Here is a 25,013-nt window from a genome sequence, read left to right on the forward strand (position 1 = left end):
CCGATTCTGTTCGCTGTTTCCGATCCCGATGTCGGGCGGCGTCAGACGAGGGACTCCCGCCACGCCCGATGCAGCTGGGCGAACTTCCCCGTGCCCGCGATGAGCGCGTCGGGGGTGTCGTCCTCGATGATCTCGCCGTGCTCCATGACGAGAACGCGATCGGCGATCGACACCGTCGAGAGCCGGTGCGCGATGATGATCGCCGTCCGCTCCGCGAGGAGCGTCTGCAGCGCATCCTGGATCTGACGCTCGCTCGGCATGTCGAGCGATGCGGTCGCCTCGTCGAGGATCAGCACCGCCGGGTTCGCGAGGAACGCCCGCGCGAACGAGATCAGCTGACGCTGCCCCGCCGAGACGCGCCCACCGCGCTTGTTGACGTCGGTGCCGTACCCGTCGGGAAGCTCCTGGATGAAGGCATCCGCGCCCACGGCGCGCGCGGCGGCCGTGATCTCGTCCAGAGTCGCGTCGGGCTTTCCGAGAGCGATGTTGTCGGCGACCGTGCCGCTGAACAGGTAGGCCTCCTGCGTGACCATGACGATCGCGCGGCGGAGGTCCTTCGGGTGCAGCGACCGCAGGTCGACGCCGTCGAGCGTGACCTGCCCCCGCGACGGATCGTAGAACCGCGACACGAGCTTCGCGAGCGTCGACTTGCCGGCGCCCGTCGTGCCCACGAGGGCGATCGTCTGACCGGCGGGGATGTCGAGCGAGAAGTGCGGCAGGATGGTGCGCTCGTCCGAGTAGCCGAACAGGACGTCCCGGAACTCGACGTGACCACGCGACTCCCAGAGGTCGACGGGGTCCACGGGGTCCGGAACGGTCGGCTGCTCGTCGAGGACGCCCGAGACCTTCTCGAGCGCCGCCGTCGCCGACTGGTAGGAGTTCAGGAAGAAGGCGACCTCCTGCAGCGGGGCGAAGAAGTTCCGGACGTACAGGACGGCGGCCAGCAGGGTTCCGACCAGCAGGGCGCCGTCGGCCACGCGGATGCCGCCCCACAGCAGGACCCCCGCCACGGCGAAGGCCGAGACCGCCATCATGCCCGGCTCGAAGGTCCCGAAGATCTTCAGCGACCGCATGTTGACGTCGCGGTACTGCCCCGAGAGCTCGCCGAACTCGTCGTCGTTCCGCTCCTCCTTGCGGAACGCCTTGACGGCGCGGATGCCCGTCATCGTCTCGACGAACTTGACGATGACCTTCGCGCTGACCACCCGGGACTCGCGATAGGCCTTCTGCGAGTTCAGGTAGAACCACCGCATGAGGAAGAACAGCGGAATCCCCGCGACAGCGAGCACCACGCCCGACCGCCAGTCGATCAGCAGCAGGGCGATCAGCGTGAAGCCGCCGTACAGTACGCCCGAGACGAGCTCGTTGAGGCCGCCGTCGAGGAGCTCGCGGATCGAGTCGAGGTCACTTGTCTGCCGCGAGATGATGCGCCCCGACGTGTACGACTCGTGGAACTCGAGGCTGAGCCGCTGCGTGTGCACGAAGATGCGCTTGCGCAGGTCGAGCATGACCGCCTGTGTGAGGCGGGCGGCCACGACGGCGTACCAGCCGATCAGCGCGGCGCCCCCGATACCGGCGACGAGGTAGACGGCGACGATCACGATCGTCGAGGTCCAGTTTCCCTCGTCGATCACCTGGGGCAGTGCCGAGTTGATGCCGTAGGCGATCAGCGCCGGGCCGGCGACGCGCAGGGCGGTCGAGATGACCAGCACGACGCCCGCCAGCACGAGCTGCCAGCGCAGCGGCGAGACCAGTGAGCCGAGCAGGCGCAGCGAGCGCCGGCGGATCGCGCGCGATTCCTCGCGCGAGTAGTCGGAGCGGTCTTCACCGGTGGTACCGGAGACGGATGCCGTGCTCATGAGGTCACCTCCTGAGTGGAGCGGGTGGGTTCGGATCCTGAGTCGTGCGCCTGTCCGCCCGGCCCCCGAGCCTGTCGCTCGGCGTCTTCGAGGCTCGAGATGACGTGCCGGTAGTGGTCGCTGTCGCGCAGCAGGTCGCTGTGCCTGCCGACGGCGGTGACCCGGCCGGCTTCGAGCAGCGCGACGCGGTCGGCGAGCGTCACGGTCGACGGGCGGTGCGCGACCACGAGGGTCGTCGTATCGGACATGACCTGGCGGAGGGCATCCTCGACGAGCGCTTCGGTGTCGACGTCGAGCGCCGACAGCGGGTCGTCGAGCACGAGGATGGCCGGACGCGCCGCGACGGCGCGGGCGAGCGCAAGCCGCTGACGCTGGCCGCCCGAGAGCGAGAGGCCCTCCTCCCCGATCACCGTGTCCACGCCGTCGGGCAGGTCGTCGACGAACCCGGCCTGCGCGACGGCGAGCGCCTCGCGCAGGACCGCCTCGGCCTCGGGGGTTCCCGGGTCGAGGTCTTCGCGGCCGAGCAGCACGTTCTCGCGCACCGTCTGCGAGAAGAGGGTCGCGTCTTCGAAGGCCATGCCGACGTGCGTGCGCAGCTCGTGCAGCGTGAGGTCGCGGACGTCGACGCCGTCGATCGTCACGCGGCCGGCGGTCACGTCGTAGAGGCGCGCGGGCAGGGTCGTCAGGGTCGTCTTGCCCGATCCGGTGAGGCCGACGAGGGCCATCGTCTCGCCCGGTTCGAGCACGAGGTCGATGCCGTCGAGCAGGTCGCGCTCGGAGGCGTGGGCGTCCTGGTACCGGAAGTGCACGCTCTCGAAGGCGAGTGCACCGCGCGGCGCGCTCACGGTCTGCGGCGTCTCGGGATCGGTGATGGTGTTCTCCTCGTCGAACACCTCGAAGATGCGGTCCGTCGCGGTGCGGGCATCCAGCAGGAACGAGAAGAGGAAGCCGATCGACTCCATCGGCCACCGCAGCACCGTCGCCATGGCGAAGAACGCGACGAGTTCGGCCACCTGCAGCTGACCCGTCTGCTGCAGCACGATGCCGACGCCGAGGCACAGCGCGAAGGCGATGTCGGGCAGCAGCACGAGCCAGAACCAGATCCACCCGATCGCACGCGCCTTGTTCAGCTCGGTCTCGCGCAGCGTCTCGGCCTGACGCGTGAACTTCACGAGCGCGTGCTTGCCACGGCCGAAGGCCTTGAGCACGCGGATGCCGTGGACGCTCTCCTCGACCGAGGTCGCCAGGTCGCCGGCCTGATCCTGGCTCTGGCGCGCAAGACCGCCGTAGGTCTTCTCGAAGCGGTAGCCGGCGTACCACAGCGGCGCGCACACGATCAGGAAGGTGAGGCCGAGCGCCCAGTGCCAGCGGAACAGCAGCACCATGCCGACGAGGATCGTCAGCACGTTGACGACCAGCAGCACGACGCCGAAGGCGATCCACCGCCGCAGCATGCTGATGTCCTGCATCATCCGGCTCAGCAGCTGGCCCGACTGCCAGCGGTCGTGGAATGCGACCGGAAGCCGCTGCAGGCGCTCGTAGAAGCCCGTGCGCATGTCGTACTCGACGCTCGTCGAGGGGGACAGCACGAACCATCGGCGCAGCCACACCATGAGCGCCTCGAGCAGGCCGAGGAGGAGGATGAGCCCCGCCCCCCACGCGAGCGCGCTGACGTCACCCGAGGCGATCGGCCCCTGCACGAGAACCTCGAGCACGAGCGGGATCGACAGCGCCAGCAGTGCGGCGACGAGGGCGCTGGTCGCCCCGAGCACGAGGCGTGGCACGACCGGTTTGGCGAACGGGTAGAGCCGCGCGAGGGCGCGCGGCGTGGAAAGCGGGGAGTGTCTCTCGGTCGAAGAAGTCATGATCCTTGCGGGGGGGTGGAGCGGATGCCGGAACGGACGACCGGCGGAGTCGGGGGCGCGTGAGAGCGCGGAGAACGGAGAGCCCGAGTGCCGGATGTCCGGTCTCTCAGGATGTCCTCAGGGGCCCTGAGGGGAGGAACGCGATGCGCGGCGGGAGTATGCCGCCGAGGAGGTGGGCGGTCGCGCTAGCCCCGGTTCGACCCGGCCGCGAACGGGCGGAGGACGACGGGCTTCGTGAAGACGATTGCCGTGGACATGAGTTCCTCCAGGTTCGGTGAGCGGGGGCCGGCGCCGGATCACGGCGACAGCCCTCCAGAGTATCCCTGGGCGTTCGCTGAACGCAACACCCGATCCGTGGCGGGCTCAGCGAGCCCGGCCCGGCTGGCTCATCGGGCCGCGGCGGCCTCCCGCGCGAGCAGGGCCCGCTTGACGTCGAGCCCCCAGGCGAAGCCCCCGAGAGCGCCGCCGGTGCGGAGCACGCGGTGGCAGGGCACGAACAGGGCGGGGGCGTTCTTCGCGCAGATCGAGGCGGCCGCGCGCACCGCGGCCGGGGAGCCGAGCGCGGCGGCGAACTCGGCGTACGTGAGGGGTGCCCCCGGCGCGATCTCCCGCAGCGCCGCCCAGCCGGCGAGCTGGCGCGGGGTGCCGATCTGGTGGACGCGCACCGTGTCGAGTGCGGCGAGGTCGCCGCCGTAGTAGGCGCGGACGGCGTCCGCGGCATCCGTCTCGCCTTCGCGCACCGCCGCCGGAGCGGTGCGCACGCGCGCGAGGATCGCCTCGGGGTCGGCGGTCCAGCCGCTCGCGAGGACGCGCCCCTCCTCGTCGGCGAGGAGGGAGAAGGCCCCGTCGGGGGTGTCCAGGGTCTGGATCGTGGCGCTCATGCGGAATTCCCCTGTCGGGTCGTCGGGTCGGTGGGGCGGGTGACGGCGCGCCAGAGGTGCGCGGTGAGGTAGCTGCGCCAGGGGGCGGTGCGAGCCGCCCACGCCTCGAGGCCGCGGGGGTCGGCGGGGATGCCGGCGGCCGCCGCTCCGGTGCGCACGGCGACATCCCCCGGGAGAGTGATGTCCGGATCGCCGAGGACGCGCATGCGCACGTAGTCGGCGGTCCACGGGCCGATGCCGGGCATGGCCAGGAGCGCGGCGCGCTGCGCCGTGGCGTCGTCGCCGCTCGTGAGCGGCAGATCCCCGCTTGCGAGCGCCGCGGCGGCACCCGTGATCGCGCGGATGCGCGCGCCCGGCCCACGGAGGACCTCGTGGCCGCGCTCGGCGATCGCCGACATCGTGGGGAAGAGCCGATCGTGACCCTCGAACCCCTCGACCCGCTCCCCCAGCGCCTCGGTGAGTGCATGGAGAGCGGTGGTGGCGGCGGCGACGGTGATCTGCTGGCCGACCATCGCCCGCATGAGCATCTCATGCGGGTCGGCGGCTCCCGGCACCCGGATGCCGGGGATCCGCGCGACAAGCGGCGCGAGCTCCGGATGCGCGGCGAGCGCGGCATCCACGGCGACGGGATCGGCGTCGAGGTCGAACAGGCGCCGCGCCCGTGCCACGAGCACGGGGAGGTCACCCAGGTGTGCGAGCCGGGCGCGCAGGCGCATCCGCCCGCCGGCATCCACGCGCAGGGCGAACCAGGCGGGTCCTCCGGGAAGGCGGAGGACCCGAGCGAAGGAGTCCGACGTGCCGATCTCCACGCCGCGCACGGCGCGCGCGGCCATCCACGCGAAGAGGCCGGCGTGGTCGAGGGGACCGCGATGGGGCAGGAGGAGGTCGATCGCGCCGGGCGACGGTACGGCAGCCGGCGCGGCCGGTCGGCGTGCGCGGAGGGCGAGGGGAGGCATCCCGAACACCGCCCCGATCGTGTCGTTGAACTGCCGCACGCTCGCGAACCCCGCGGAGAAGGCGACCTCGGCGGCGGGCATGTCGGTGGACACCAGGAGCATCCGCGCGGTGTGCGCCCGTTGCGCGCGGGCGAGCGCGAGGGGCCCCGCGCCGAGCTCGGCGGTGAGCAGTCGCGTGAGGTGGCGGGAGGAGTATCCGAGTCGCGCCGCCAGGCCCGGGACGCCCTCGCGTTCGACGACGCCGTCCGCGATCAGCCGCATCGCCCGCCCCGCGACGTCGCCGCGGAGGTTCCACTCGGGAGACCCGGGCGCGGCCTCGGGGAGGCATCGCTTGCAGGCGCGGTATCCGGCCTCGTGCGCGGCCGCCGAGGTCGGGTAGAACGTCACGTTCTCGGGCTTGGGCGTCCGTGCCGGGCAGCTGGGGCGGCAGTAGATCCCTGTCGATCGGACGGCCGTGACGAACTGTCCGTCGAAGCGCGCATCACGGGCGTCGATCGCGCGGTAGCGCTCGTCGAAGGTCAGGGATGCTGCGGACACCACCCCAGCCTCGCACGCCCGACGCGCACCGTCTCGCGGTTTTCGGACACGGCACCCACCCGTCTCCCCGCGTGTCTTGGACACTCGGCAGAGGCGGAGGGCGCAGCAGACGCACTCGGCGGAGGCGGAGGCAGCGGGCGGAGCGGACGCAGAGAGCAGGAGGGCGCCGGGGAGGCTCAGTGGAAGAAGTGCCGCTCTCCCGTGAAGAACATCGTCACTCCGGCGGCCCGCGCCGCGTCGATGACCTCCTGGTCGCGCACCGATCCCCCCGGCTGGACGATCGTGTGGATGCCGGCGTCGATGAGCACCTGCGGACCGTCCGCGAACGGGAAGAACGCGTCGGATGCCGCCACCGACCCCGCCGCGCGCTCCCCGGCGCGCTCGACGGCGAGGCGGCACGAGTCCACGCGGTTGACCTGCCCCATCCCGATGCCGACCGTCGCGGACCCCTGGGCGAGGACGATCGCGTTCGACTTGACGGCGCGGCACGCCTTCCAGGCGAAGGCGAGATTGCCCTTCTCCTCGTCGGCGGGCATCTCGCCGGTGACGAGCTCCCAGCCGTCGACGAGCGCCTCGACGACGGGCGGGAAGCGGTCGGCGTCCTGCAGCAGGAGCCCGCCGGAGAGGAGGCGGACGTCCATCGGCTCCTGACGCCAGTCGTCGGGCAGGCGCAGGACGCGCAGGTTCTTCTTCAGCGCGAACACCTCGAGCGCCTCCGGTTCGAAGTCCGGCGCGACGATGACCTCGGTGAAGATGTCGCGCAGGTTCTCCGCCATCTTGAGCGTGACGGTACGGTTCGCGGCGATCACCCCGCCGAACGCCGACACGGGGTCGCACTCGTGCGCGCGCAGGTGCGCGGACGCGATGGGATCGAGGGCCTGCGGGGCCGCGATCGCGATCCCGCAGGGGTTCGCGTGCTTGATGATGGCGACAGCGGGCTTGACCATGTCGAACGCGGCGCGCAGCGCGGCATCCGCATCGACATAGTTGTTGTAGCTCATGTCCTTGCCCTGCAGCTGCGTCGCCTGCGCGATCCCGTGGCCGCCGACGCGGGAGTAGAGGGCGGCGCGCTGGTGCGAGTTCTCGCCGTAGCGCAGCGTCTCCAGGCGCTCCGCCTTGATCGTCAGGTGCTGCGGGAGGTCGCCCTCGGGCTCGAGGGTCTCCTCCGCGAACCACGTCGCCACCGAGCGGTCGTAGGCGGCGGTGTGGGCGAACGCGCGCGCCGCGAGCTCGCGTCGCTGGCTGAGAGTCGTGCCGCCCTGGCCGAGCGACTCGATGATCGCCGGGTAGGACTCCGGCGAGACGACGATCGCGACATTGGCGAAGTTCTTCGCGGAGGCGCGCACCATCGCGGGACCCCCGATGTCGATCTGCTCGACGACGGCGTCGCCGGTGGCGCCGGAGTTCACGGTCTCCACGAACGGGTAGAGGTTCACGACGACGAGCTCGAAGGGCAGGATGCCGAGTTCCGCCAGCTGCTGCTCGTGGTCCTCGAGGCGCAGATCCGCCAGAAGGCCCGCGTGCACGTTCGGGTGCAGCGTCTTGACCCGGCCGCCGAGCGACTCGGGGAATCCGGTGATCTCCGCGACGTCCTTCACCGCGAGACCCGCTTCGCGCAGAAGCGCGGCCGATCCTCCCGTGGAGACGAGCTCGACGCCCGCCCCGGCGAGCGCCTGCGCGAGCGGCAGCAGGTCGGTCTTGTCGCTGACCGACAGGAGCGCGCGTCGGATCGGGACGAGGTCGCGGTCGCGGTAGAGGGCGGGATCGATGGTGGGGCCGGCCATGCGGGACTCCAGTGCTCGGGACGTCGGGTGGGTGTCGGGAAGGTCAGTGGGCGCCGGGATCGATGGCGGGGGGATCGGCGACCCGGTCCCTCGCGCGGGCGGCGAGGTCGATGTCGCCGGTGGCGACCGCGCGCACCACGTCGATCAGCAGGCGCCTCTCGACGGGCTTGATGCGCTCGTGCAGGGTGTGCTCGGTGTCGCCGGGAAGGATCGGCACGCGCTCCTGCGCGATGATCGGGCCGGTGTCGACGCCGCTGTCCACGACGATGACGCTCGCGCCCGTCTCGGCGACGCCGGCGGCGAGCGCATCGCGCACCCCGTGGGCGCCGGGGAATTCGGGCAGGTACGCCGGGTGGGTGTTCAGCAGGGCCGGGGCCCAGGCATCCACCAGGGCCTCCGGAAGCAGCCGCATGAGTCCGCTCAAGACGATGAGGTCCGGCGTCCAGACGTCGATCTGGCGGCGCAGTTCGTCGCCCCATTCGTCTCGCGTCTCGAACTCGCGGAACGGGACCAGGACGGTCGGGATGCCGAATCGTTCGGCGTGGGCGAACCCGTCAGCCTCCCGGTCTGCGCCGACGACGACGATGCGCGCGGGGAAACCCGGTTCGGCGGCGGCGTCCAGCAGCGCCCGCAGGTTCGATCCCGCGCCCGAGATGAGGACGGCGACCGTGAGCACGCGGCAAGTCTACCGGGGGGCGGGAACGGCGTCAGGCGGGACGGTGATCGTCCGAGTCGCCGAAGGAGGCGAGGGGGTCGAGGTCGAGCGGGTCCAGGGGCGCGGTCTCGGCGTCGTCGGCGATCGGGAACGGCGTCGACCGGGGCGCGGCGGCAGCGGTCGACGCCGGTGCCGCCGCAGCAGCGGGCGCACGGTCACCGGGCGATCCCCGACGCACCGGGGAGAAGAGCGCGATGGCCGCACCGACGAGGAGCTCGGCGCCCACGGCGAGCGCGACGGGCCCCGCCGACGGCCCGGTCTGGGCGAGGCGTCCCGGCCCGAACGAGCCGGACGCGAGCATCGCGAGAAGGGCCGCCGCGCCGGCTCCGCCGAGCACGATCACCGCGAGGGCCACCGCACGGGCGAATGCGCCGGGAACGGCATCCCGCTCCCCGCCGCCGTCGAGGAGGCGCCTGCGCGCTGTCGCGCCGGCGACGAAGCCGACCGCGACGATGAGGAGGACGAGAAGGAGGGTCCAGGAGGAGGCGGCGGTCGGGACGAGCCCGAGCACCGGGATGCCGGGGAGGACGCCCAGCTCGACCCCCGAGGGCGAGACCGCCGTGCCCGCCCCGATCGAGAAGCCGGGGCCCGCCGCGAACGCCCCGCCCCAGACGACGAGCGTCGGCAGGTAGGCCAGCTGCGCGAGTCCGACGATGACGGCGCCGAGCGCGTCGACATGCGCCGATTCGAAGAGGGCGACCATCTCACCGCCCCGCAGGATCGTGAGGACCGCGAGGAGGAACGCCCCGACGGCCACGAAGCCGAGGACGGCGACGCCGAGGCCCCGGGCGGAGGCCTCGGCGACCTCGCGGTTCCGCGGGTCGTGCTCGAGGCGGATGCGCAGCGCGTCGATGATGCCGTCGTCGCCGTGGCGCCACGCGCCGATGATCGCGCCGAGGAGCGCGGGCACGGCGAAGACCGCGACGGGCAGGAGGAGCGCGGCCGCCGTGGAGACCGCCACCACCTGGTTCGCCGAGGTGCTCCAGAGCAGCCACGCCACCGCGAGGGTGACGACCCCGCCCGAGGCGACTCCGACGGCCCACGCGCCCGAGCGCGCCGCGCGCGCACCCGACCGAGCGGCGAAGAGGGCGGTCGCGCCGGCCGCGGCGAGGGGGACGAGGGAGAGGGTGAAGGTCGCGGCATCCGCCGGGAGTCCGGTCGCCGTGAGGTATTCGGGGGGCAGCGTGAACTGCAGCGGCACGAGCTGACCGAGCTGCCACAGCCGCACCGATGCCGGCCACAGCGCCGCCCAATCCGCCGTTCCGCCGAGGCCCAGCACCCACAGCACCGTGAGCGGCGCGAGCGCGGCGCCCACGCCGACGGCCGCCGCGATCAGGGCATCGAAGGCGGCGAGGAGGGCGACGAGGAGGCGGTTCATGCGGCTTCGACCCTACCTACGGGGGGTGGACGTTCCGAACGGGGCGCGCAGAGCCACTACCTTTTCCCAGAGGAGGACCCCATGACATCCACACCCTCGGCACCGACGCCGACGTCTCCCGCGACCCCCACCAGCGGCCTCGACCGCTTCTTCGAGATCTCCCAGCGCGGCTCCACCGTCGGCGCCGAGATCCGCGGCGGCATCGTCACCTTCGTGACGATGGCCTACATCGTCATCCTCAATCCGCTCATCCTCTCGACTCCGGATGTGGAGGGCACGGTCCTGAGCGGCAGCGCGGTAGCCGCCTCCACGGCGCTCACCGCCGGCGTCATGACGCTCCTGTTCGGCATCATCACCCGCCTGCCGTTCGCGTTCGCGGCAGGCCTCGGGATCAACGCGTTCCTCGCCTTCTCGATCGTGGGATCGGTCAGCTGGGCCGAGGCCATGGCCCTCGTGGTCATCAACGGTGTGATCATCGTCCTGCTCGCGGCGACCGGTCTGCGGAAGCTGATCTTCGATGCCGTCCCCGTCGAGCTCAAGCTCGCGATCACGGTCGGCATCGGCCTGTTCATCGCCTTCATCGGCTTCGTCAACGCAGGATTCGTCACCGCGACCGGGAACCCCTCCCCGCCGGTCGACCTGGGCGTCGGCGGATCGGTCGCCAGCATCCCGACCCTCCTGTTCGTGATCACGCTCCTCATCGGCGGCGTCCTCATCTCCCTGCGCGTTCGTGGCGCAATCCTCATCGCGCTCGTCGCGGGAACGCTGCTCGCCGCGATCACGAGCGCGATCTGGCCGTTCGGCCTCGACTTCGGCTTCTCGGGCGGCATCGTCGCGCTCCCCGACTTCAGCCTCGTCGGTGCCGTCGACTTCGGCTTCGACCTGCAGCGGGTGAGCGTCGTCGCCCTCATCATGTTCGTGTTCACGCTGCTGTTCTCGAACTTCTTCGACGCGATGGGCACCATGACGGGCCTCGCGAAGGAAGCGGACCTCGCCGATGCGAAGGGCGACTTCCCCCGCATCACCTCCGCTCTCGTCGTCGAGGGCGTCGGTGCGATCGTCGGCGGCGGCACCTCGTCCTCGTCGGCCACGGTGTTCGTCGAATCCGGGTCGGGGATCGGCGAGGGCGCGCGCACGGGCCTGGCCTCGGTGGTCACGGGGGCGCTCTTCCTCCTCGCGATGTTCTTCACTCCGCTGACCTCGCTCGTGCCGGGCGCCGTCGCAGCGGCCGCCCTCGTGCTCGTCGGCGCCATGATGCTCTCGCAGATCAAGAACATCGACTTCTCCGACTTCCGCGTCCTGCTGCCCGTCTTCCTCACCGCCACCGTCATGCCGATGACCTACTCGATCGCGAACGGCATCGGCGCGGGCTTCGTCAGCTGGATCGTCCTGCACGCGTTCTCCGGGCGCATCAAGCAGATCCACCCGCTCCTGTGGGTCGTGGGAGTCGGCTTCGTGCTCTTCTTCGCGCGCGGACCCATCGAGGCTCTCTTCGGCGTCGGCTGACTCGTCCCTGCGCGCGGGATGCCGCATGGGGACTTCTCCCCATCGCGACCGCGCACGCGGCCTCCGTACGATGGACGGCGGAAGGAGCATCATGACTCTCGCACTGCCCACGCAGGTCGCCCCCATCCCGGGCAGCCCCGCGACGATCCGCTCGAAGGCGGCTCGGTTCGCCGCGACCGCCGATGCGATCCACGAGGCGGTGGCGGGCCTTCGGACCGCGATCGCCGACACCCGTCAGCACGAGAGCGACGCTCTGGACCAGCTCGCCGAGAACGCGACGAAGGTCGCCGACCGGCTCGCATCGCTGCAGGGCCGCTACGACGACGCATCGGAGGCTCTGGCATCCTTCGCCGGCGACCTCGAATCAGCGCAGCGCGACGCGCAGGCCCTCGTGGCGGAGCACGCGGATGCCGCCCATTCCGAGTCCTCCTACGACCGGCAGATCGCGCACTTCCGCGACGAGCGGGCGCGCACGACGGATCCCGTCGAAGCCGCCGACCTCAACCGGCACCTCCTGACCCTCGCCCAGCGGCGTGACGGCCAGGCCGCGCAGGCGGCCGATGCGCAGGCGCGCTTCGACCGCATCACCGAGCGGCTGCGCCAGTCCGGCGGTGACGCGGCCCGGAAGATGCGCGACGCCGCGGACGGCGATGGCTTCAACGACGGCTGGTGGGACGACTTCTCCGGATGGGTGGCCGAGCACGCCGAGATCCTGAAGGCGATCCACAGCATCCTGCAGAAGATCACGATGGCGCTGTCGATTCTCAGCTTCTTCTTCCCCGTGCTGGCCCCCTTCGCACTGGCCGCGGCGGCGATCACGGCCGGACTCGGGCTGGTTCTCGCCGCGACGGGTCAGATCTCGTGGATCGACTTCGCCCTCGACGTGCTCGCGGTGGCGACGATGGGCGTCGCCGCCGCCGCCTCCCGCACGATCGGCGGGGTCATGACCGCGCTGAAGGGCACCCGCGTGGCCCGGCTCGCCGCGCAGGGCACGAGCAATCCGCTCCGCGTCGTCACGGGCAGCTTCAACGGAGTCCTCAAGGGCAAGAACGGGCTGAGCCTGCTCGGCGGCAGGGTGCGCCTGCCCTCCCCGACCTGGCTGCGTCAGGTGAATTCCGTCAAGGGCACGACCAACGCGCACTTCCTCCGGGTGGCGGAGTCGGCGAAGGCGGGAGCCGGCGGCCCGCTGGACGACATCCTCCTCGGCATCGGGCGCCAGGAGATTCTGAAGATCCGGGTCGCCTCGGCCGTGACGGCGGGATCGAAGGCCGTGGACAGCGCCCTCGGAGACGCGCTGCCGAACCTGCTCGACCTCTTCGGCGACACCGACCACGAGACGGCGGTTCTCGGCCCGGTGGCGGACTGGTACGAAGGCGTCGAGGATGCCGCGACCTGGCGGATCGGCTCGTGAGCGGCAGGCGCACGCTCCCCGCTCCCGCATCCCGACGGCGGACTCCGCCCTCCCGACGGCGGAAGGGGAAGGCCCGCAGCGCCCGGGAGCGCCGGGTCGGGACGGCCGCGCTGTGGTCGATGGTGCTCGTGGTGATCCTCGGGCTCGGCCCGCAGATCCTCCTCGGCATCATCGGGGTCGTGCGAGGCGATATCCCCGCGGATGGTGTCCTCGGCTCCTCGGAGACCTATCCGATCTTCCAGCCGCCGTTCTGGCTCCTCTGGATCCCCGCGCTGCTCATGCTCGCCGCCGCCGTGCTCTCGATGGGTCCGGGGCGCCCCGGCCCGCTCTGGCTCTTCCCGGCGCGATGGGAGCTCGCCGTCCTCGCCTTCGTCGGGCTGAGCATCACGCTCATGTGTGCGGGGGCGTACGGCGGCCCCCAGCTCATGGTCGTCCTGTGGGCGGGTGCCCCGTGGCTGCTCGCGGTGGTCATGCTCGCCGTCCGCGGCGGGTGGGAGCTCGCCCGGGAGGCGTGGACGCTCTGGCGTCCGCGGCGTCCGTCATGACCGTCATCCCCACGCTGTCCCCCCGACTGATCCTGCCGCCGGGATGGCAGTACCTTCCGGTCGCCGCGGACAATGCGCCGACGGTGCACCGCACCTTCGCCTCCGTGCGCACTCTCGGCCCGCGCGACTCGATCACGCCGTTCGCGCGCGAGCTCGAACGCGCTCTGCAGGCGCAGCTCGATGAGGCGTTCCGTGCGGGAGCCTTCGCCGTCGCGCTGCCGCTCGGGCGCCCCTGGGAGGTCCCGGTGTCCACCTCGATCGCCTTCAGCGCCGTATCGCCGGGGACCGGAGCGCCATCGCTGCCGACCGTCGGGGAGCCCGTCGACACCGATGCGGGAGCGGCCCGGCGCCACATCGTCGATGCCGTCATCCCGGACGGCGCGGCCCCCGGAGAGCTCGTGCTCCTGCGCACCCTCGACTACACCTGGGTGCACGGCGAGGGCTACCTCGTCGCCTTCGCCTCGATCACCGGCGACGCCGATCCCGACTACGCACCCGTGACCGATGCCCTCACGCTGCTGCTCACGACGATGCTGGATGCCGTGACGTTCGACCCTGCGGGCACGCACACCGACACCGACCGGCCGGAGGCCCGCCCATGACGCTGCACGTCGACTTCGACCACGATCTGTGGGTGTACGTGCCCGCCGAATGGCCCTGGGAGGGCTTCGCCTCCCTCGAGCAGTGGTCGAGCGCGCTCGTGGGTGCCCTCTCCGATGCCTACGGCTACGACGCATCGATGCGGGAATGGCTCACCGCCACTGTCGAGGGGATGTCGCGGAGCGTCGACGACGAGGAGCATCGCTTCGCCTACCTGTCGCGCCCGCACGAGGCGATCGGGATCGCCAGCATCTACGAGCTGCCGGCGCGCACCGACGCCGAGCTCGCCTCGCTCGTGGGGGTGGGCGACCCCCGCGCGACCCGACCCGTGATCGCCGAGCCGTTCACCGGCGGGCGGCTCGGTCCGGGGCTCACCGCGACGCGTCACATCCAGGACGAGGACGGCACGATCAGCGTCGTCACCCACTGGGCGTGGCGCATCGACGAGCGGGACGTGCTGATGATCGTCGGGGACTTCGACCTCGCCCGCTTCGAGGCCCTGCGCCCCGACTACGACGGCCTCGCCCGCGCCATCGGCACCGCCGACTGAAACGAAGGAGAAGAGCATGGCCGCACGCCTGAAGGTCGATCTGGATCAGGTCGAGATGGTGTCCACGAATCTGCAGTCGATCGTGCAGCGTCTGGGGTCGGCGCAGGCGGACGCCGACTCCCTCGCCGATGCGATCCCCGTCGAGTCGCTGGCGTCTGCGAGCACCGATTTCGCCGCCAAGTGGGATGACCGGCGCAGGGAGCTCGTCGAGCAGGTCGGCTCCCTGCAGAAGGAGGCCCAGGCGTTCGTCCAGGCCTTCACCGACGTCGACTCGCAGCTCGCCGACGCGCTCACCCGGCCCCCGCAGCCGAGCGCTGCCTCGCACGGCCCGACGGCGGTCTGATCGGCCCGGCGCTCGTCACCGGGCGCTCACGACGAAGGGGCTGGATGCCATGGCATCCAGCCCCTTCGTCGATCTGTCCCGATCAGTGCGTCACAGCGCGGTGATGATCTCGCGCATGAGGGCGGCCGTCTCGGACGGGGTCTTCCCGACCTTGACGCCGGCGGCCTCGAGGGCCTCCTTCTTGGCCTGCGCGGTGCCCGCCGAGCCGGACACGATGGCGCCGGCGTGGCCCATCGTCTTCCCCTCGGGGGCCGTGAAGCCGGCGACGTAGCCGACGACCGGCTTCGTCACGTGCGCCTTGATGTACTCCGCCGCCCGCTCCTCGGCGTCGCCGCCGATCTCGCCGATCATGACGATCGCCTTCGTCTCCGGATCGGCCTCGAACGCCTCGAGCGCGTCGATGTGCGTCGTGCCGATGATCGGGTCGCCGCCGATGCCGATGGCGGTCGAGAAGCCGAGATCGCGCAGCTCGAACATCATCTGGTAGGTCAGGGTGCCCGACTTCGAGACGAGGCCGATCGGGCCCTTGCCGGTGATGTTGGCGGGCGTGATGCCGGCGAGCGCCTCCCCCGGCGTGATGATGCCGGGGCAGTTCGGGCCGATGATGCGGGTCTTGTTGCCGCGGCTCTTCGCGTAGGCCCAGGCCTCGGCGCTGTCGCCGACGGGCACGCCCTCGGTGATCACGACGAGGAGCGGGATGTCGGTGTCGATGGCCTCGACCATGGCATCCTTCGTGAACGCGGGCGGCACGAAGGCGATCGACACGTCGGCGCCGGTCTTCTCGATCGCCTCGGCGACGGAGCCGAACACGGGGAGCTCGACCGGGGTGCCGTCCTTGTCGACGTGCGAGACGGTGGTGCCGGCCTTGCGGGCGTTGACGCCGCCGACGACGTTCGTGCCCGCCTTCAGCATCAGCGCGGTGTGCTTGGTGCCCTCGCCGCCGGTGATGCCCTGGACGATGACCTTGGAGTCCTTGTTGAGGTAGATAGACATTGTTTTAGTCCTGTTCCGGTTCCTGAGCTCGTCGAGGGATCAGGCGTTCGCCAGCTCGGCGGCCTTATCGGCGCCCTCGTCCATACCGGCAGCGAGGGTCACGAGGGGGTTGTTCGCGGCGGCGAGGATCGCGCGACCCTCCTCGACCTGGTTGCCGTCCAGCCGGACGACGAGCGGCTTGGTCGCGGTGTCGCCGAGGATCTCCAGCGCCTTCACGATGCCTTCCGCGACGGCCACGCACGAGGTGATGCCGCCGAAGACGTTGACGAAGACCGACTTGACCTGCTCATCGCCGAGGATGACGTCGAGGCCCGCGGCCATGACGGTCGCCGAGGCGCCGCCGCCGATGTCGAGGAAGTTGGCCGGCTTCACGCCGCCGTGGTTCTCGCCGGCGTACGCGACGACGTCGAGCGTCGACATCACGAGGCCCGCGCCGTTGCCGATGATGCCGACCTGGCCGTCGAGCTTGACGTAGTTGAGGCCGGACGCCTTGGCCTTCGCCTCGAGAGGGTCGGCGGCATCCTTGTCCTCGAGCTCCTCGTGCTCGGGGTGGCGCACCTCGGTGGCGTTGTCGTCGAGGGAGACCTTGCCGTCGAGGGCGACGATGTTGCCCGCGGCATCCTGGATGAGCGGGTTGACCTCGACGAGGGTCGCGCCTTCGCCCTTGTAGACATTGTAGAGCTTGACGAAGACGTCGGCGACCTTCGGGGCGAGCTCGTCATCGAAGCCGCCTGCCTTGGCGATCTCGAGGGCCTTCGCCGCGTCGATGCCCGTCAGCGGGTCGACCTCGATCTTGGCGAGCGCGTCGGGCTTCTCCACGGCGAGCTGCTCGATCTCCATGCCGCCCTCGACCGAGCAGAGGCTCAGGTAGGAGCGGTTCGCGCGGTCGAGCAGCACCGAGAAGTAGAACTCCTTCTCGATCTGCGCGCCCGCGGCGACCATGACGCGCTTGACGACGTGGCCCTTGATGTCGAGGCCCAAGATGGCCTTCGCGGCCTCGTAGGCATCCTCGGGGGTCTTCGCGACCTTCACGCCACCGGCCTTGCCGCGGCCGCCGACTTTGACCTGCGCCTTGACGACGACGACACCGCCGAGCTTCTCCGCGGCCGCCTTCGCCTCCTCAGGGGTGTCGGCGATGATGCCGGCAAGCACCGGCACCTCATACTTCTCGAACAGGTCTCGTGCCTGGTATTCGTAGAGATCCACGTGCAATCCTTCGCTGGGCGACTGTGGGTTTTCGGGGGCGTGCCCCGGGTTTTCGCGGGTCGGAGAAATCTCGATGTCGAGAGATCGACCAATCCCCCAGCCTAATACGTGCGCCTGAGTGCCCCGACCCGCTCGGGGGCCGCCGCGCGGCGCCGGTCGCCAGGGGCGCGGCACGCCGTAGGCTCGGGCTATGACCGATGCCGCTCGGGAGAAGGCCGCTCCCACGTCCGCCCGCAACGCCGTGGTCGCCGCGGCGCTCGACCTCTTCGTCGCGCAGGGCTTCGAGGCCACGTCGGTCGAGCAGATCGCGCAGGCGGCGGGCGTGTCGCGCTCCACGTTCTTCCGGCAGTTCGGCGGGAAGGATGACGTCGTCTTCAGCGACCACGACGTCCTGCTCGCGCAGCTGCGCGAGTTCCTGGCCGACGCGCGACGCGACCCGCAGGAGAACCCGTGGGCGGCGGCGTGCGCGGCATCCGTCGAAGTCTTCCGCCATTTCGCCGCCGAGCCCGATCTCGCCCGGCGCCGCTACGCCGTCGTCCGGCAGGTCCCGGCGCTGCGCGAGCGCGAGATCGTGACGGTGTTCCAGTACGAGCGCCTGTTCGACGACTACCTGCGCGGTGCGCTGCCGGGCCTCGACCCGATCGACTCGGTCGCCTTCGCCGCCGCCGTCACCGCCGTTCACAATCACGTGCTGCGACGCCTGCTGCGGGGCACCGACGACGTGTCCGAGAGCGTCCTCACCGACGCCTACGAGGGTCTGCTCCACCGCTTCGGCGTGCACCCCGACGGCGAGGACGCTCGGGCCGACGACGTCGTCGTGGCGACCTTCCCGCGGCGGATGCCGTCGGCCGAGGTCGCCCGTCGCATGCGCGACGCCCTCTGACGCCGACTCAGAGCGTCTCGCCGGAGGCGACCGTCTCGGCGAGGGCGTGCACGCGCGGCAGGTGATGCGCGCCGTAGAAGTCGGCGGCGGTGAGCCGCGCGCCGTCCGCGTCGTCGGGCGCCGTGTGCGCGGCGACCGCGACGACCGCGAGCCCGTGCATCCACCCGCCCGCGAGCACGCCGAGGAGCATGAGGTAGGGCACGCTCACGGCGTGGGCGTCGCGCGGCGATCCGGCGAAGCCCACGATGTCCGCCGTGGCCCGGCGCGCGGATGCCACGGCGCGCTCGAGGCGATCGGCGGCACGCGTGGCGGGCTGCGCCGCCGCGCCCTGCGGCTGATCGCCTGCCGCGGCGCGGAGCGCCGCGATCGTCTCATCGACCTGGGCGAACAGGCGTTCGGCCGTGGCGCCGCGATCGCGGATCACCTTGCGACCGATGAGGTCGTTCGACTGGATCGCCGTGGTCCCCTCGTAGATCGGCATGATGCGCGCATCGCGGTAATGCTGCGCGGCGCCGGTCTCCTCGATGAAGCCCATCCCGCCGTGCACCTGGATCGCGTCGCTCGTGAGGGTGACCGCATCCTCGGTCGCCCACCCCTTCAGGATCGGGACGAAGAACTCCGCGAGCGCGAGCGTGGCGGCATCCCCCGAGGCCTCGGCCTGGTCGAACAGGTCTCCGACGTGGACGCTGAGGGCCCGCATCGCGAAGACGTCGCTGCGCATCGACAGCAGGAGGCGGCGGACGTCGGGGTGCTCGGCGATCGGCGCATCGGCGTCGCGTTCGAGCACGCGGCCCTGCATGCGTCCGGCGGCATACGCCTCGGCCTGCTGCAGTGCGCGGTCCGCGATCCCGGTGGCCTGGAACCCCATGCCGGTGCGCGCGGAGTTCATCATGACGAACATCCCGGCCAGGCCTCCCCCCACCTCGCCCACGAGGTATCCGGTCGCGTCCTCATAGCTGAGGACGCACGTGGGCGAACCGTGGATGCCGAGCTTGTGCTCGATCGCGACGGTCTCCACGCCGTTCCGATCGCCGAGGGAGCCGTCGGCGTTCACGAGGAACTTCGGCACGACGAAGAGGGACAGCCCCCTGGCACCGTCCGGCGCATCGGGGGTGCGGGCCAGGACGAGGTGCACGATGTTGTCGGCCACGTCGTGGTCGCCCCACGTGATGAAGATCTTCTGACCCTTGACAGACCAGCTCCCGTCGCCTCGCGGCGTCGCCGTCGTCCGGATGGCGCCGAGGTCGGTGCCCGCCGCCGGTTCGGTGAGGTTCATCGTGCCGGTCCACTCGCCCGAGACGAGCTTCGTGAGGAACGTCTCGCGCAGCTCGTCCGACGCCGCGGCATCCAGCGCATGGATCTGTCCCGCCGTCAGCAGCCAGCACAGGGCGAACGCCGCGTTCGACGCGTTCCAGATCTCGCCGAGCCCCGCGCGGATCGAGCCGGGCAGGCCGTCGCCTCCCGCCGATGCGGGCGCCTCGGCGCTCACCCAGCCCGCGTCGGCGAAGGCGCGGTAGGCCTCGGCGAATCCGTCCGGCAGATGGACCTGCCCGTCGACCAGCCGCGCCCCCTCGCGGTCGCCGATGCTCTGAAGGGGGGCGAGAACAGACGCCGCGAACTCCCCCGCGCCGGCGATCACATCCGCGGCGTCCTCGGCGGTGAGCTCCCCGCCGGTCGCGCGCGCGACGATGTCGGTGCCGAACGCCTCGCGGTAGAGGAACGCGTAGTCGGATGTCGGCGGCTGATAGTCGATGGCCATGGGAGCTCCCTCGGGGTGCGACCGGTCCGACAGAGGACCGGAGTGAGACTGCGAGTCAGTTTAGCTGATACTCGGTGTCATTCGCGCGGCTGATCCCCCACCGCCCGGTAGCGCCCCGGACGCCCCCGCGGCAGGATGACAGCGTGTACGAGATTCCCGCACCGATGCTCGCGAAGGCGGTCCCCGCGATCCCCGACCCCGCCGCGGTGCCCGGCGGACTGTCGTACGAGCCCAAATGGGACGGGTTCCGCGCGCTGGTCTCCTCCGACGGCACCGGACCGGACGGCGTCGTCATCGGCTCGCGCGGTGCGAAGCCGCTCACCCGCTACTTCCCCGAGCTCGTCGCCGCCTTCGCGAGACTCCTTCCCGAACCGTGCCTCATCGACGGCGAGATCATCGTCGCCCTCCCGCAGCCCGGCGGCGCCGAGCGGCTGTCGTGGGAGGCGCTGTCGCAGCGGATCCATCCGGCCGCGTCGCGGGTCGCGCTGCTCAGCGCCGACACTCCCGCCCGATTCGTCGCGTTCGACCTCCTTGCGCGCGGGGATCGCGACCTGCGGGACGAGCCGTTCTCGGTGCGGCGGGCAGAGCTCGAGGACCTGCTGCGCTCCGTTCCGACTCCTCTCCACCTCACCCGGACGACGACCGACCCCGCGCTCGCGCGAGAGTGGCTCGCCCGATTCGAGGGCGCGGGCCTCGACGGCGTCGTCGCGAAGCCGCTGGCCCAGCCCTACAGCCCCGGCAAGCGCACGATGCTCAAGATCAAGCACGCCCGCACGGCCGACGTCGTCGCCCTGGGCTACCGCGTCCACAAGAGCGGCGCGGGGGTCGGCTCGCTCCTCGTCGGGCTCTACGACGAGGCCGGGGAGCTGCACCAGGTGGGCGGGGTCTCGGCCTTCAGCGACGTCCGGCGGCGCGAACTCGTCGACGAGCTCGCCCCGCTCGTCGAGACGGATGCCGACGGCCGCACGCTGCACGGCGACGGAGAGCGCTCACGATTCGCCGCCGCGGGCAAGGACACCTCCTTCGTGCGGCTGCGCCCCGAGCGCGTGCTCGAGGTGCGATACGACCAGCTCGAAGGGAGCAGGTTCCGCCACACCGTCCAGTTCGCGCGGTGGCGCGCCGACCGCGAGCCGCGCTCCTGCACGTACGACCAGCTGGAGACGGTGACCGCGTACGACCTGGCGGACGTCCTCGCCTGATCGCGCGCGGGTCGGGCGGGTGCGCCGTGCGCCGTCCGGACACACCACGGGCCCGCATCGGCGCCGGACTGCGGCGGCCGGCCATGCGGGCCCGGAGTGGCGAAGGGGGCTGATGCCCTCCTCCATGACGCCGACGATATCGGCGTCCGACCGCGCGCCACGCCCGGTCGGGCCGTGAAAATCGCCGGCGTGCGAGGAGGGCCGCCGGGTGCCAGGATCAAGGCATGGCCGAGGCATCCGACGCGTCAGCGACCAGCGAGCTGCGCCTGGAACCGGTGCAGTTCATCGCTCGCACCGACGCGGTGATGCGCCTCGGTGCGATGATGCTCGGCGCCGGCGGATCGTCGGCGCGCGTCCGCGACAGCATGGAGCGCGCCGCCCACGCGCTCGGGATCGAGGAGCTCCACACGCGCGTCGGCATGACGGACATCGTGGCGACCGCGAGCCGCGGGCCGCTCTTCCGGACCCGGGTCGCCGAGATCCGCCGTCCGGCGATCGACGCCGACCGGCTCACGGAGATCAAGCGCCTCACCTCCTCGCTCCGGCCCGGGACCAGCGCACCGCAGCTCCAGCGCGACCTCGATGCGATCGCCGCGCGGCCCCGGCGGTACCCCGACATCCTGCGCGTCCTCGGCGCTGCGTTCGCGTGCGCGGCCTTCGCCCTGCTGGGCAACGGCGGATGGCAGGAGTTCCTCGCGGTCGGCATCGCGGCGGGCGCCGGGCAGTTCGTCCGCATGCGCCTCGCGCGGCTCCGCACGAACGACTTCCTCGTGGTCTTCGTCGCGGCCGGCACCTCGCTCCTGGTCTACCTCGGCGCCACGGCGCTCCTCGCCGCACTCGGAGCCCCCGGCGCCCAGCACGATGCCGCGATGACGAGCGCCGTCCTCTACCTGGTCCCGGGGTTCCCCCTCGTCACCGGCGCCCTCGACCTCGCCCGACTCGATCTGAACGCGGGAATCGCGCGGGTCGTCTACGCGACGCTCCTCCTCCTCGCGACCGGAACCGCCGTCTGGGGCGTCGCGGCACTCTTCCACACCTCGGTCTCGCAGACGGCTTCCCCCGTGTTCGACGAGCCCCTGCTGTCGGTCGTGCGCCTCCTCGCGGGGTTCGTCGGCGTTCTCGGCTTCGCCGTGCTCTTCGACACCCCGCCCGCGATCGCGCTGACCGCGGCCGCGCTGGGCGCGGTTGCGGGCGTCGGCCGCCTGGCTCTCGTCGATGCCGGGGCGACGCCCCCGCTCGCCGCGGCGGTCGCCGCGTTCGCGGTCGGCGCCGGCGCCTTCCTCTTCGGCGATCGACTTCGCGCGGCCCGCGTGACCCTCACCGTCCCCGCCGTCCTCATCATGGTGCCGGGTGCCGCCGCGTATCGGGCGATCACCGGGGTGATCGCCGGCGACACCCTCGCCGCGATCCAGAGCGGCCTCACCGCGGTCTTCGTCGTCGTCGCGCTCGCGATCGGACTCACCGTGGCACGGGTCCTCACCGAGCGGGAATGGACGCGACCCGGGGGCTGAGCCCGGCCCGTGCGGTGGCGCCTGGCGGCCTGTCAAGGCTTCGCACGGGCGGCCCGGAGCCGTTAGCGTCGAAGGATGGGACTCTTCCGCTCCTCCGCCCCTCTCGCCGTCCGCGGCACCGCGAACGACGACCCCGTCCGGGTCGCGCCCAGCGGAAAGCCCGCGTCCCTCTGGCAGGACGGATTCGGGAGCCTCGCCATCCGGTCGCTCCAGATCATCCTCGTCGTCGCCGTGGCGACGGGGCTCATCTTCGGTCTTCGCCAGCTCACCGTGGTCGTGATCCCGCTGCTGCTGGCCCTCATCCTCGCCTGCGCCTTCGCGCCCGTGATGGCGTGGCTGCGTCGGAAGGGCGTCCCCCCGCTCGGTGCGACGCTCATGGTGCTGCTGACGATCGTGGCCATCTTCGCCGGCATCGGCTGGCTGATCGTCGCCGCCGTCCGCGGGCAGTGGGAGGAGCTGGCCGCCAAGGCGCAGCAGGGCTTCGATCAGCTCATGTCGTGGGTGTCGACCCTGCCGTTCTCGATCGACCAGGCCCAGATCGACGAGTGGATCGACTCCGCGACCGACTTCCTCACCTCGGCGCAGTTCGGATCGGGCGCAATCGCCGGGGTGAGCGCGGTCGCCTCATTCGTGACGGGATTCATCCTCCTCGTCGTGGTCCTCTTCTTCTTCCTCAAGGACGGTCCGCAGATGTGGGCGTTCACGCTGCGCCCCTTCGAGGGCGAGAAGTACGCCCGCGCCGTCCGCATCGGCTCCAAGACGGTCAGCGTCTTCGGCTCCTACGTCCGCGGGACCGCATCGGTCGCGGCGGTGGATGCCCTCGGCATCCTCATCGGCCTCCTCATCCTCCAGGTGCCTCTCGCGCTCCCCCTGGCGGTGCTCGTCTTCCTGCTCGCGTTCATCCCGTTCGTCGGAGCGACCCTCGCCGGCATCCTCGCGGCCCTCGTCGCCCTCGTCGCCAACGGCTGGGTCGTCGCCCTCCTCGTCGTCGGTGTCGTCGTGCTCGTGAACCAGCTGGAGGGCAACTTCCTGCAGCCGGTGCTCATGGGCCGCTCGATGAAGCTGCACGCCTTCGTCGTCCTCATCGCCCTGACCGCGGGCACCGTGCTCGGCGGGATCGTGGGTGCCGTCCTCGCGGTGCCGCTGACGGCGACCGCGTGGGGCATCATCCAGGTGTGGGACGGGCCGTCCACCCCGGCGCGCTGGGCGCGGCGAAAGCACCGCACCGACGAGCGCGCCCTCGTCGCGGGCCACGGTCCGGTGACCGTGGAGCCCGCCTCCTGATCAGTTGGGCCTGCGGGCGCGACTCGGCTGCACGCGCGGCGGCTCTCCGGGCATCTTGGGGAACTCGGGGGGGAACGGGAGCTCGCCGAGCCCCGCATCGAGGTCGCGCTGCCACCACTCGAGCAGGGTGTCGATCCGGCCGGGGTGGGCCTGCAGGTCCTCCCACGGGTCGCCGATCTCGGCGAGGCGCGTCGGCACCGTCCGCACCGTGAAGGCGGCGGGGTCGACGCCCGCCTCCAGCTCCTCCCACGTGATCGGTGTCGCGACCGTCGCACCGGGCAGGGCGCGCGGGCTGTAGGCACCCGCCATCGTGCGATCGCGGTTCGCCTGGTTGAAGTCCACGAACACGCGCTCGCCTCGCTCCTCCTTCCACCACGCCGTGGTCACCCGGTCGGGCATCCGCCGCTCGAGCTCGCGCCCGGCGGCGATGACGGCGTGGCGCACATCGAGGAACTCGTGCTCGGGCGCGATCGGGCAGAACACGTGGATGCCGCGGTTGCCGCTCGTCTTCAGCCACGCCTCCAGCCCCGCTTCGCGGAGGACCTCCCGGAGGGCGGGCGCCACCGCGGCGGCATCGGTGAAGTCCGTCCCCGGCTGAGGGTCGAGGTCGATCCGCAGCTCCACCGGATCGTCCGTGTCTGCGGCGAGCGAGGCCCACGGATGGAAGACGACCGTGTTCATCTGCACTGCCCAGACGATGGCGGCGGCCTCGTCGAGGACGACCTGCGGATGCCGGCGGCCGCTGTTGTACGTGCACATCACCTCGTGCACGTAGTCGGGCGCGCCTTTGGGCGGGTTCTTGGAGAAGAAGCTCTCCCCCGCGACGGAGTCGGGGAAGCGCTCGAGCGACACCGGGCGATGTCCGTTGGCGCGCAGGAACGGCTCCGACACGGCGATCGCGTACTCGGCGAGCTCGCGCTTGGTGATCCCCGCCTCCGGCCAGATGACCCGGCTCGGGCTCGACAGCGACACCTCGCGGTCGCCATCCGGGCCCGGGACGGTCAGAGTGATGCGCTCGGAGGCCATGCGCTCACCCTAGGCGCGCGCCCCATCCCGCGACACCCCCCGTTTCTGCCTCTTGTGCCCGCCCCTCCCCCCCCCATACCCCCACTCCCCCGCCCCCCCCCCCCCCCTCTACACAATTGCCGGCCCCCACCACACCGAAACAAACCACGGTCGGCCTTCTTCCTTATAATCAACACAAAAACAATATATGAACACCTCCAGGACACAACCATGCTACTGCAC

Annotated in this window: 21 protein-coding genes; 10 read left to right on the forward strand and 11 right to left on the reverse strand. The window is 71.5% G+C overall.

From position 1 onward, the window contains the following. Window positions 1-41 precede the first annotated feature (41 nt). The 7 genes from J0P97_RS14870 to J0P97_RS14900 form a co-directional block, all read right to left on the reverse strand. On the reverse strand, window positions 42-1,859 hold the full coding sequence (locus J0P97_RS14870) for an ABC transporter ATP-binding protein (RefSeq protein WP_215488573.1): 1,818 nt from the start codon (window positions 1,857-1,859) through the stop codon (window positions 42-44). Then, complete coding sequence (locus J0P97_RS14875) at window positions 1,856-3,724, reverse strand: ABC transporter ATP-binding protein (RefSeq protein WP_215488574.1); 1,869 nt, start codon at window positions 3,722-3,724, stop codon at window positions 1,856-1,858. The genes J0P97_RS14870 and J0P97_RS14875 overlap by 4 nt, the downstream gene beginning before the upstream one ends. Window positions 3,725-4,110: 386 nt before the next feature. Next, window positions 4,111-4,605 carry a methylated-DNA--[protein]-cysteine S-methyltransferase gene (locus J0P97_RS14880; RefSeq protein WP_215488575.1) on the reverse strand — a complete coding sequence of 165 codons (495 nt, stop codon included), beginning with the start codon at window positions 4,603-4,605 and terminating at the stop codon, window positions 4,111-4,113. Continuing rightward, window positions 4,602-6,098: a DNA-3-methyladenine glycosylase 2 family protein gene (locus tag J0P97_RS14885; protein WP_215488576.1), complete on the reverse strand. Its 1,497-nt coding sequence runs from the start codon at window positions 6,096-6,098 to the stop codon at window positions 4,602-4,604. Before J0P97_RS14885 ends, J0P97_RS14880 begins: the two co-directional genes overlap by 4 nt. A gap of 176 nt (window positions 6,099-6,274) precedes the next feature. Beyond that, on the reverse strand, window positions 6,275-7,882 hold the full coding sequence (gene purH, locus J0P97_RS14890) for a bifunctional phosphoribosylaminoimidazolecarboxamide formyltransferase/IMP cyclohydrolase (protein WP_215488577.1): 1,608 nt from the start codon (window positions 7,880-7,882) through the stop codon (window positions 6,275-6,277). Between the two features lie 43 nt (window positions 7,883-7,925). Continuing rightward, on the reverse strand, window positions 7,926-8,558 hold the full coding sequence (gene purN, locus J0P97_RS14895; protein WP_215488578.1) for a phosphoribosylglycinamide formyltransferase: 633 nt from the start codon (window positions 8,556-8,558) through the stop codon (window positions 7,926-7,928). 31 nt (window positions 8,559-8,589) lie between these two features. Continuing rightward, window positions 8,590-9,975: a cell division protein PerM gene (locus J0P97_RS14900; RefSeq protein ID WP_215488579.1), complete on the reverse strand. Its 1,386-nt coding sequence runs from the start codon at window positions 9,973-9,975 to the stop codon at window positions 8,590-8,592. An 81-nt stretch (window positions 9,976-10,056) separates the two neighbouring features. Between J0P97_RS14900 and J0P97_RS14905 the strand changes: the two genes are divergently transcribed. The 6 genes from J0P97_RS14905 to J0P97_RS14930 all read left to right on the forward strand — a co-directional run bounded on the left by J0P97_RS14905 (window position 10,057) and on the right by J0P97_RS14930 (window position 14,930). Then, window positions 10,057-11,481, forward strand: a complete 1,425-nt coding sequence (locus tag J0P97_RS14905) for an NCS2 family permease (RefSeq protein ID WP_215488580.1) — start codon at window positions 10,057-10,059, stop codon at window positions 11,479-11,481. Window positions 11,482-11,572: 91 nt separating this feature from the next. Then, entirely contained in the window at window positions 11,573-12,892 is a 1,320-nt protein-coding gene (locus tag J0P97_RS14910) for a hypothetical protein (protein WP_215488581.1), read from the forward strand. Then, window positions 12,889-13,437, forward strand: a complete 549-nt coding sequence (locus J0P97_RS14915; protein ID WP_215488582.1) for a hypothetical protein — start codon at window positions 12,889-12,891, stop codon at window positions 13,435-13,437. The genes J0P97_RS14910 and J0P97_RS14915 overlap by 4 nt, the downstream gene beginning before the upstream one ends. Further along, window positions 13,434-14,039 carry a hypothetical protein gene (locus J0P97_RS14920; protein ID WP_215488583.1) on the forward strand — a complete coding sequence of 202 codons (606 nt, stop codon included), beginning with the start codon at window positions 13,434-13,436 and terminating at the stop codon, window positions 14,037-14,039. Before J0P97_RS14915 ends, J0P97_RS14920 begins: the two co-directional genes overlap by 4 nt. Continuing rightward, window positions 14,036-14,587 carry a hypothetical protein gene (locus tag J0P97_RS14925; protein ID WP_215488584.1) on the forward strand — a complete coding sequence of 184 codons (552 nt, stop codon included), beginning with the start codon at window positions 14,036-14,038 and terminating at the stop codon, window positions 14,585-14,587. The genes J0P97_RS14920 and J0P97_RS14925 overlap by 4 nt, the downstream gene beginning before the upstream one ends. 16 nt (window positions 14,588-14,603) lie before the next feature. Further along, window positions 14,604-14,930 carry a hypothetical protein gene (locus tag J0P97_RS14930; RefSeq protein ID WP_215488585.1) on the forward strand — a complete coding sequence of 109 codons (327 nt, stop codon included), beginning with the start codon at window positions 14,604-14,606 and terminating at the stop codon, window positions 14,928-14,930. A gap of 90 nt (window positions 14,931-15,020) precedes the next feature. On the opposite strand, the gene sucD is transcribed toward J0P97_RS14930, so the two are convergent. Both sucD and sucC read right to left on the reverse strand, forming a co-directional pair. Next, window positions 15,021-15,923, reverse strand: a complete 903-nt coding sequence (sucD, locus tag J0P97_RS14935) for a succinate--CoA ligase subunit alpha (protein ID WP_215488586.1) — start codon at window positions 15,921-15,923, stop codon at window positions 15,021-15,023. Between the two features lie 39 nt (window positions 15,924-15,962). After that, window positions 15,963-17,129 (reverse strand): ADP-forming succinate--CoA ligase subunit beta, encoded by a 1,167-nt coding sequence (sucC, locus tag J0P97_RS14940; RefSeq protein WP_215488587.1) that lies wholly within the window; start codon window positions 17,127-17,129, stop codon window positions 15,963-15,965. A gap of 190 nt (window positions 17,130-17,319) precedes the next feature. Between sucC and J0P97_RS14945 the strand changes: the two genes are divergently transcribed. Then, window positions 17,320-18,012, forward strand: coding sequence for a TetR/AcrR family transcriptional regulator (locus J0P97_RS14945; protein WP_215488588.1), 693 nt, complete (start codon window positions 17,320-17,322; stop codon window positions 18,010-18,012). Between the two features lie 7 nt (window positions 18,013-18,019). Here J0P97_RS14945 and J0P97_RS14950 read toward each other — a convergent pair whose 3' ends face one another. Then, complete coding sequence (locus J0P97_RS14950; protein WP_215488589.1) at window positions 18,020-19,771, reverse strand: acyl-CoA dehydrogenase family protein; 1,752 nt, start codon at window positions 19,769-19,771, stop codon at window positions 18,020-18,022. 164 nt (window positions 19,772-19,935) lie between these two features. Here J0P97_RS14950 and J0P97_RS14955 point away from each other — a divergent pair, with 164 nt between their 5' ends. The 3 genes from J0P97_RS14955 to J0P97_RS14965 all read left to right on the forward strand — a co-directional run bounded on the left by J0P97_RS14955 (window position 19,936) and on the right by J0P97_RS14965 (window position 23,765). Beyond that, window positions 19,936-20,970, forward strand: a complete 1,035-nt coding sequence (locus J0P97_RS14955; RefSeq protein ID WP_215488595.1) for an ATP-dependent DNA ligase — start codon at window positions 19,936-19,938, stop codon at window positions 20,968-20,970. A 224-nt stretch (window positions 20,971-21,194) separates the two neighbouring features. Then, the gene (locus tag J0P97_RS14960; RefSeq protein ID WP_215488590.1) at window positions 21,195-22,481 is read left to right on the forward strand and encodes a threonine/serine exporter family protein; all 1,287 of its coding nucleotides are present in this window, start codon (window positions 21,195-21,197) and stop codon (window positions 22,479-22,481) included. A gap of 75 nt (window positions 22,482-22,556) precedes the next feature. Further along, window positions 22,557-23,765 (forward strand): AI-2E family transporter, encoded by a 1,209-nt coding sequence (locus J0P97_RS14965; protein ID WP_215488591.1) that lies wholly within the window; start codon window positions 22,557-22,559, stop codon window positions 23,763-23,765. Here J0P97_RS14965 and ligD read toward each other — a convergent pair whose 3' ends face one another. Beyond that, window positions 23,766-24,791 carry a non-homologous end-joining DNA ligase gene (gene ligD / locus J0P97_RS14970; protein WP_215488592.1) on the reverse strand — a complete coding sequence of 342 codons (1,026 nt, stop codon included), beginning with the start codon at window positions 24,789-24,791 and terminating at the stop codon, window positions 23,766-23,768. Between the last annotated feature and the right edge of the window lie 222 nt (window positions 24,792-25,013).

This window comes from Microbacterium flavum, from assembly GCF_018717645.1.
Lineage (GTDB): Bacteria > Actinomycetota > Actinomycetes > Actinomycetales > Microbacteriaceae > Microbacterium > Microbacterium flavum.

Excerpts from the sequence above, each read along its gene's own strand:
- J0P97_RS14870 (WP_215488573.1), bottom strand. The coding sequence starts at position 1,859 with ATGAGCACGGCATCCGTCTCCGGTACCACCGGTGAAGACCGCTCCGAC.
- J0P97_RS14875 (WP_215488574.1), bottom strand. The coding sequence starts at position 3,724 with ATGACTTCTTCGACCGAGAGACACTCCCCGCTTTCCACGCCGCGCGCC.
- J0P97_RS14880 (WP_215488575.1), bottom strand. The coding sequence starts at position 4,605 with ATGAGCGCCACGATCCAGACCCTGGACACCCCCGACGGGGCCTTCTCC.
- purH (WP_215488577.1), bottom strand. The coding sequence starts at position 7,882 with ATGGCCGGCCCCACCATCGATCCCGCCCTCTACCGCGACCGCGACCTC.
- J0P97_RS14900 (WP_215488579.1), bottom strand. The coding sequence starts at position 9,975 with ATGAACCGCCTCCTCGTCGCCCTCCTCGCCGCCTTCGATGCCCTGATC.
- J0P97_RS14905 (WP_215488580.1), top strand. The coding sequence starts at position 10,057 with ATGACATCCACACCCTCGGCACCGACGCCGACGTCTCCCGCGACCCCC.
- J0P97_RS14910 (WP_215488581.1), top strand. The coding sequence starts at position 11,573 with ATGACTCTCGCACTGCCCACGCAGGTCGCCCCCATCCCGGGCAGCCCC.
- J0P97_RS14920 (WP_215488583.1), top strand. The coding sequence starts at position 13,434 with ATGACCGTCATCCCCACGCTGTCCCCCCGACTGATCCTGCCGCCGGGA.
- J0P97_RS14925 (WP_215488584.1), top strand. The coding sequence starts at position 14,036 with ATGACGCTGCACGTCGACTTCGACCACGATCTGTGGGTGTACGTGCCC.
- J0P97_RS14930 (WP_215488585.1), top strand. The coding sequence starts at position 14,604 with ATGGCCGCACGCCTGAAGGTCGATCTGGATCAGGTCGAGATGGTGTCC.
- sucD (WP_215488586.1), bottom strand. The coding sequence starts at position 15,923 with ATGTCTATCTACCTCAACAAGGACTCCAAGGTCATCGTCCAGGGCATC.
- J0P97_RS14945 (WP_215488588.1), top strand. The coding sequence starts at position 17,320 with ATGACCGATGCCGCTCGGGAGAAGGCCGCTCCCACGTCCGCCCGCAAC.
- J0P97_RS14950 (WP_215488589.1), bottom strand. The coding sequence starts at position 19,771 with ATGGCCATCGACTATCAGCCGCCGACATCCGACTACGCGTTCCTCTAC.
- J0P97_RS14955 (WP_215488595.1), top strand. The coding sequence starts at position 19,936 with ATGCTCGCGAAGGCGGTCCCCGCGATCCCCGACCCCGCCGCGGTGCCC.
- J0P97_RS14960 (WP_215488590.1), top strand. The coding sequence starts at position 21,195 with ATGGCCGAGGCATCCGACGCGTCAGCGACCAGCGAGCTGCGCCTGGAA.
- J0P97_RS14965 (WP_215488591.1), top strand. The coding sequence starts at position 22,557 with ATGGGACTCTTCCGCTCCTCCGCCCCTCTCGCCGTCCGCGGCACCGCG.
- ligD (WP_215488592.1), bottom strand. The coding sequence starts at position 24,791 with ATGGCCTCCGAGCGCATCACTCTGACCGTCCCGGGCCCGGATGGCGAC.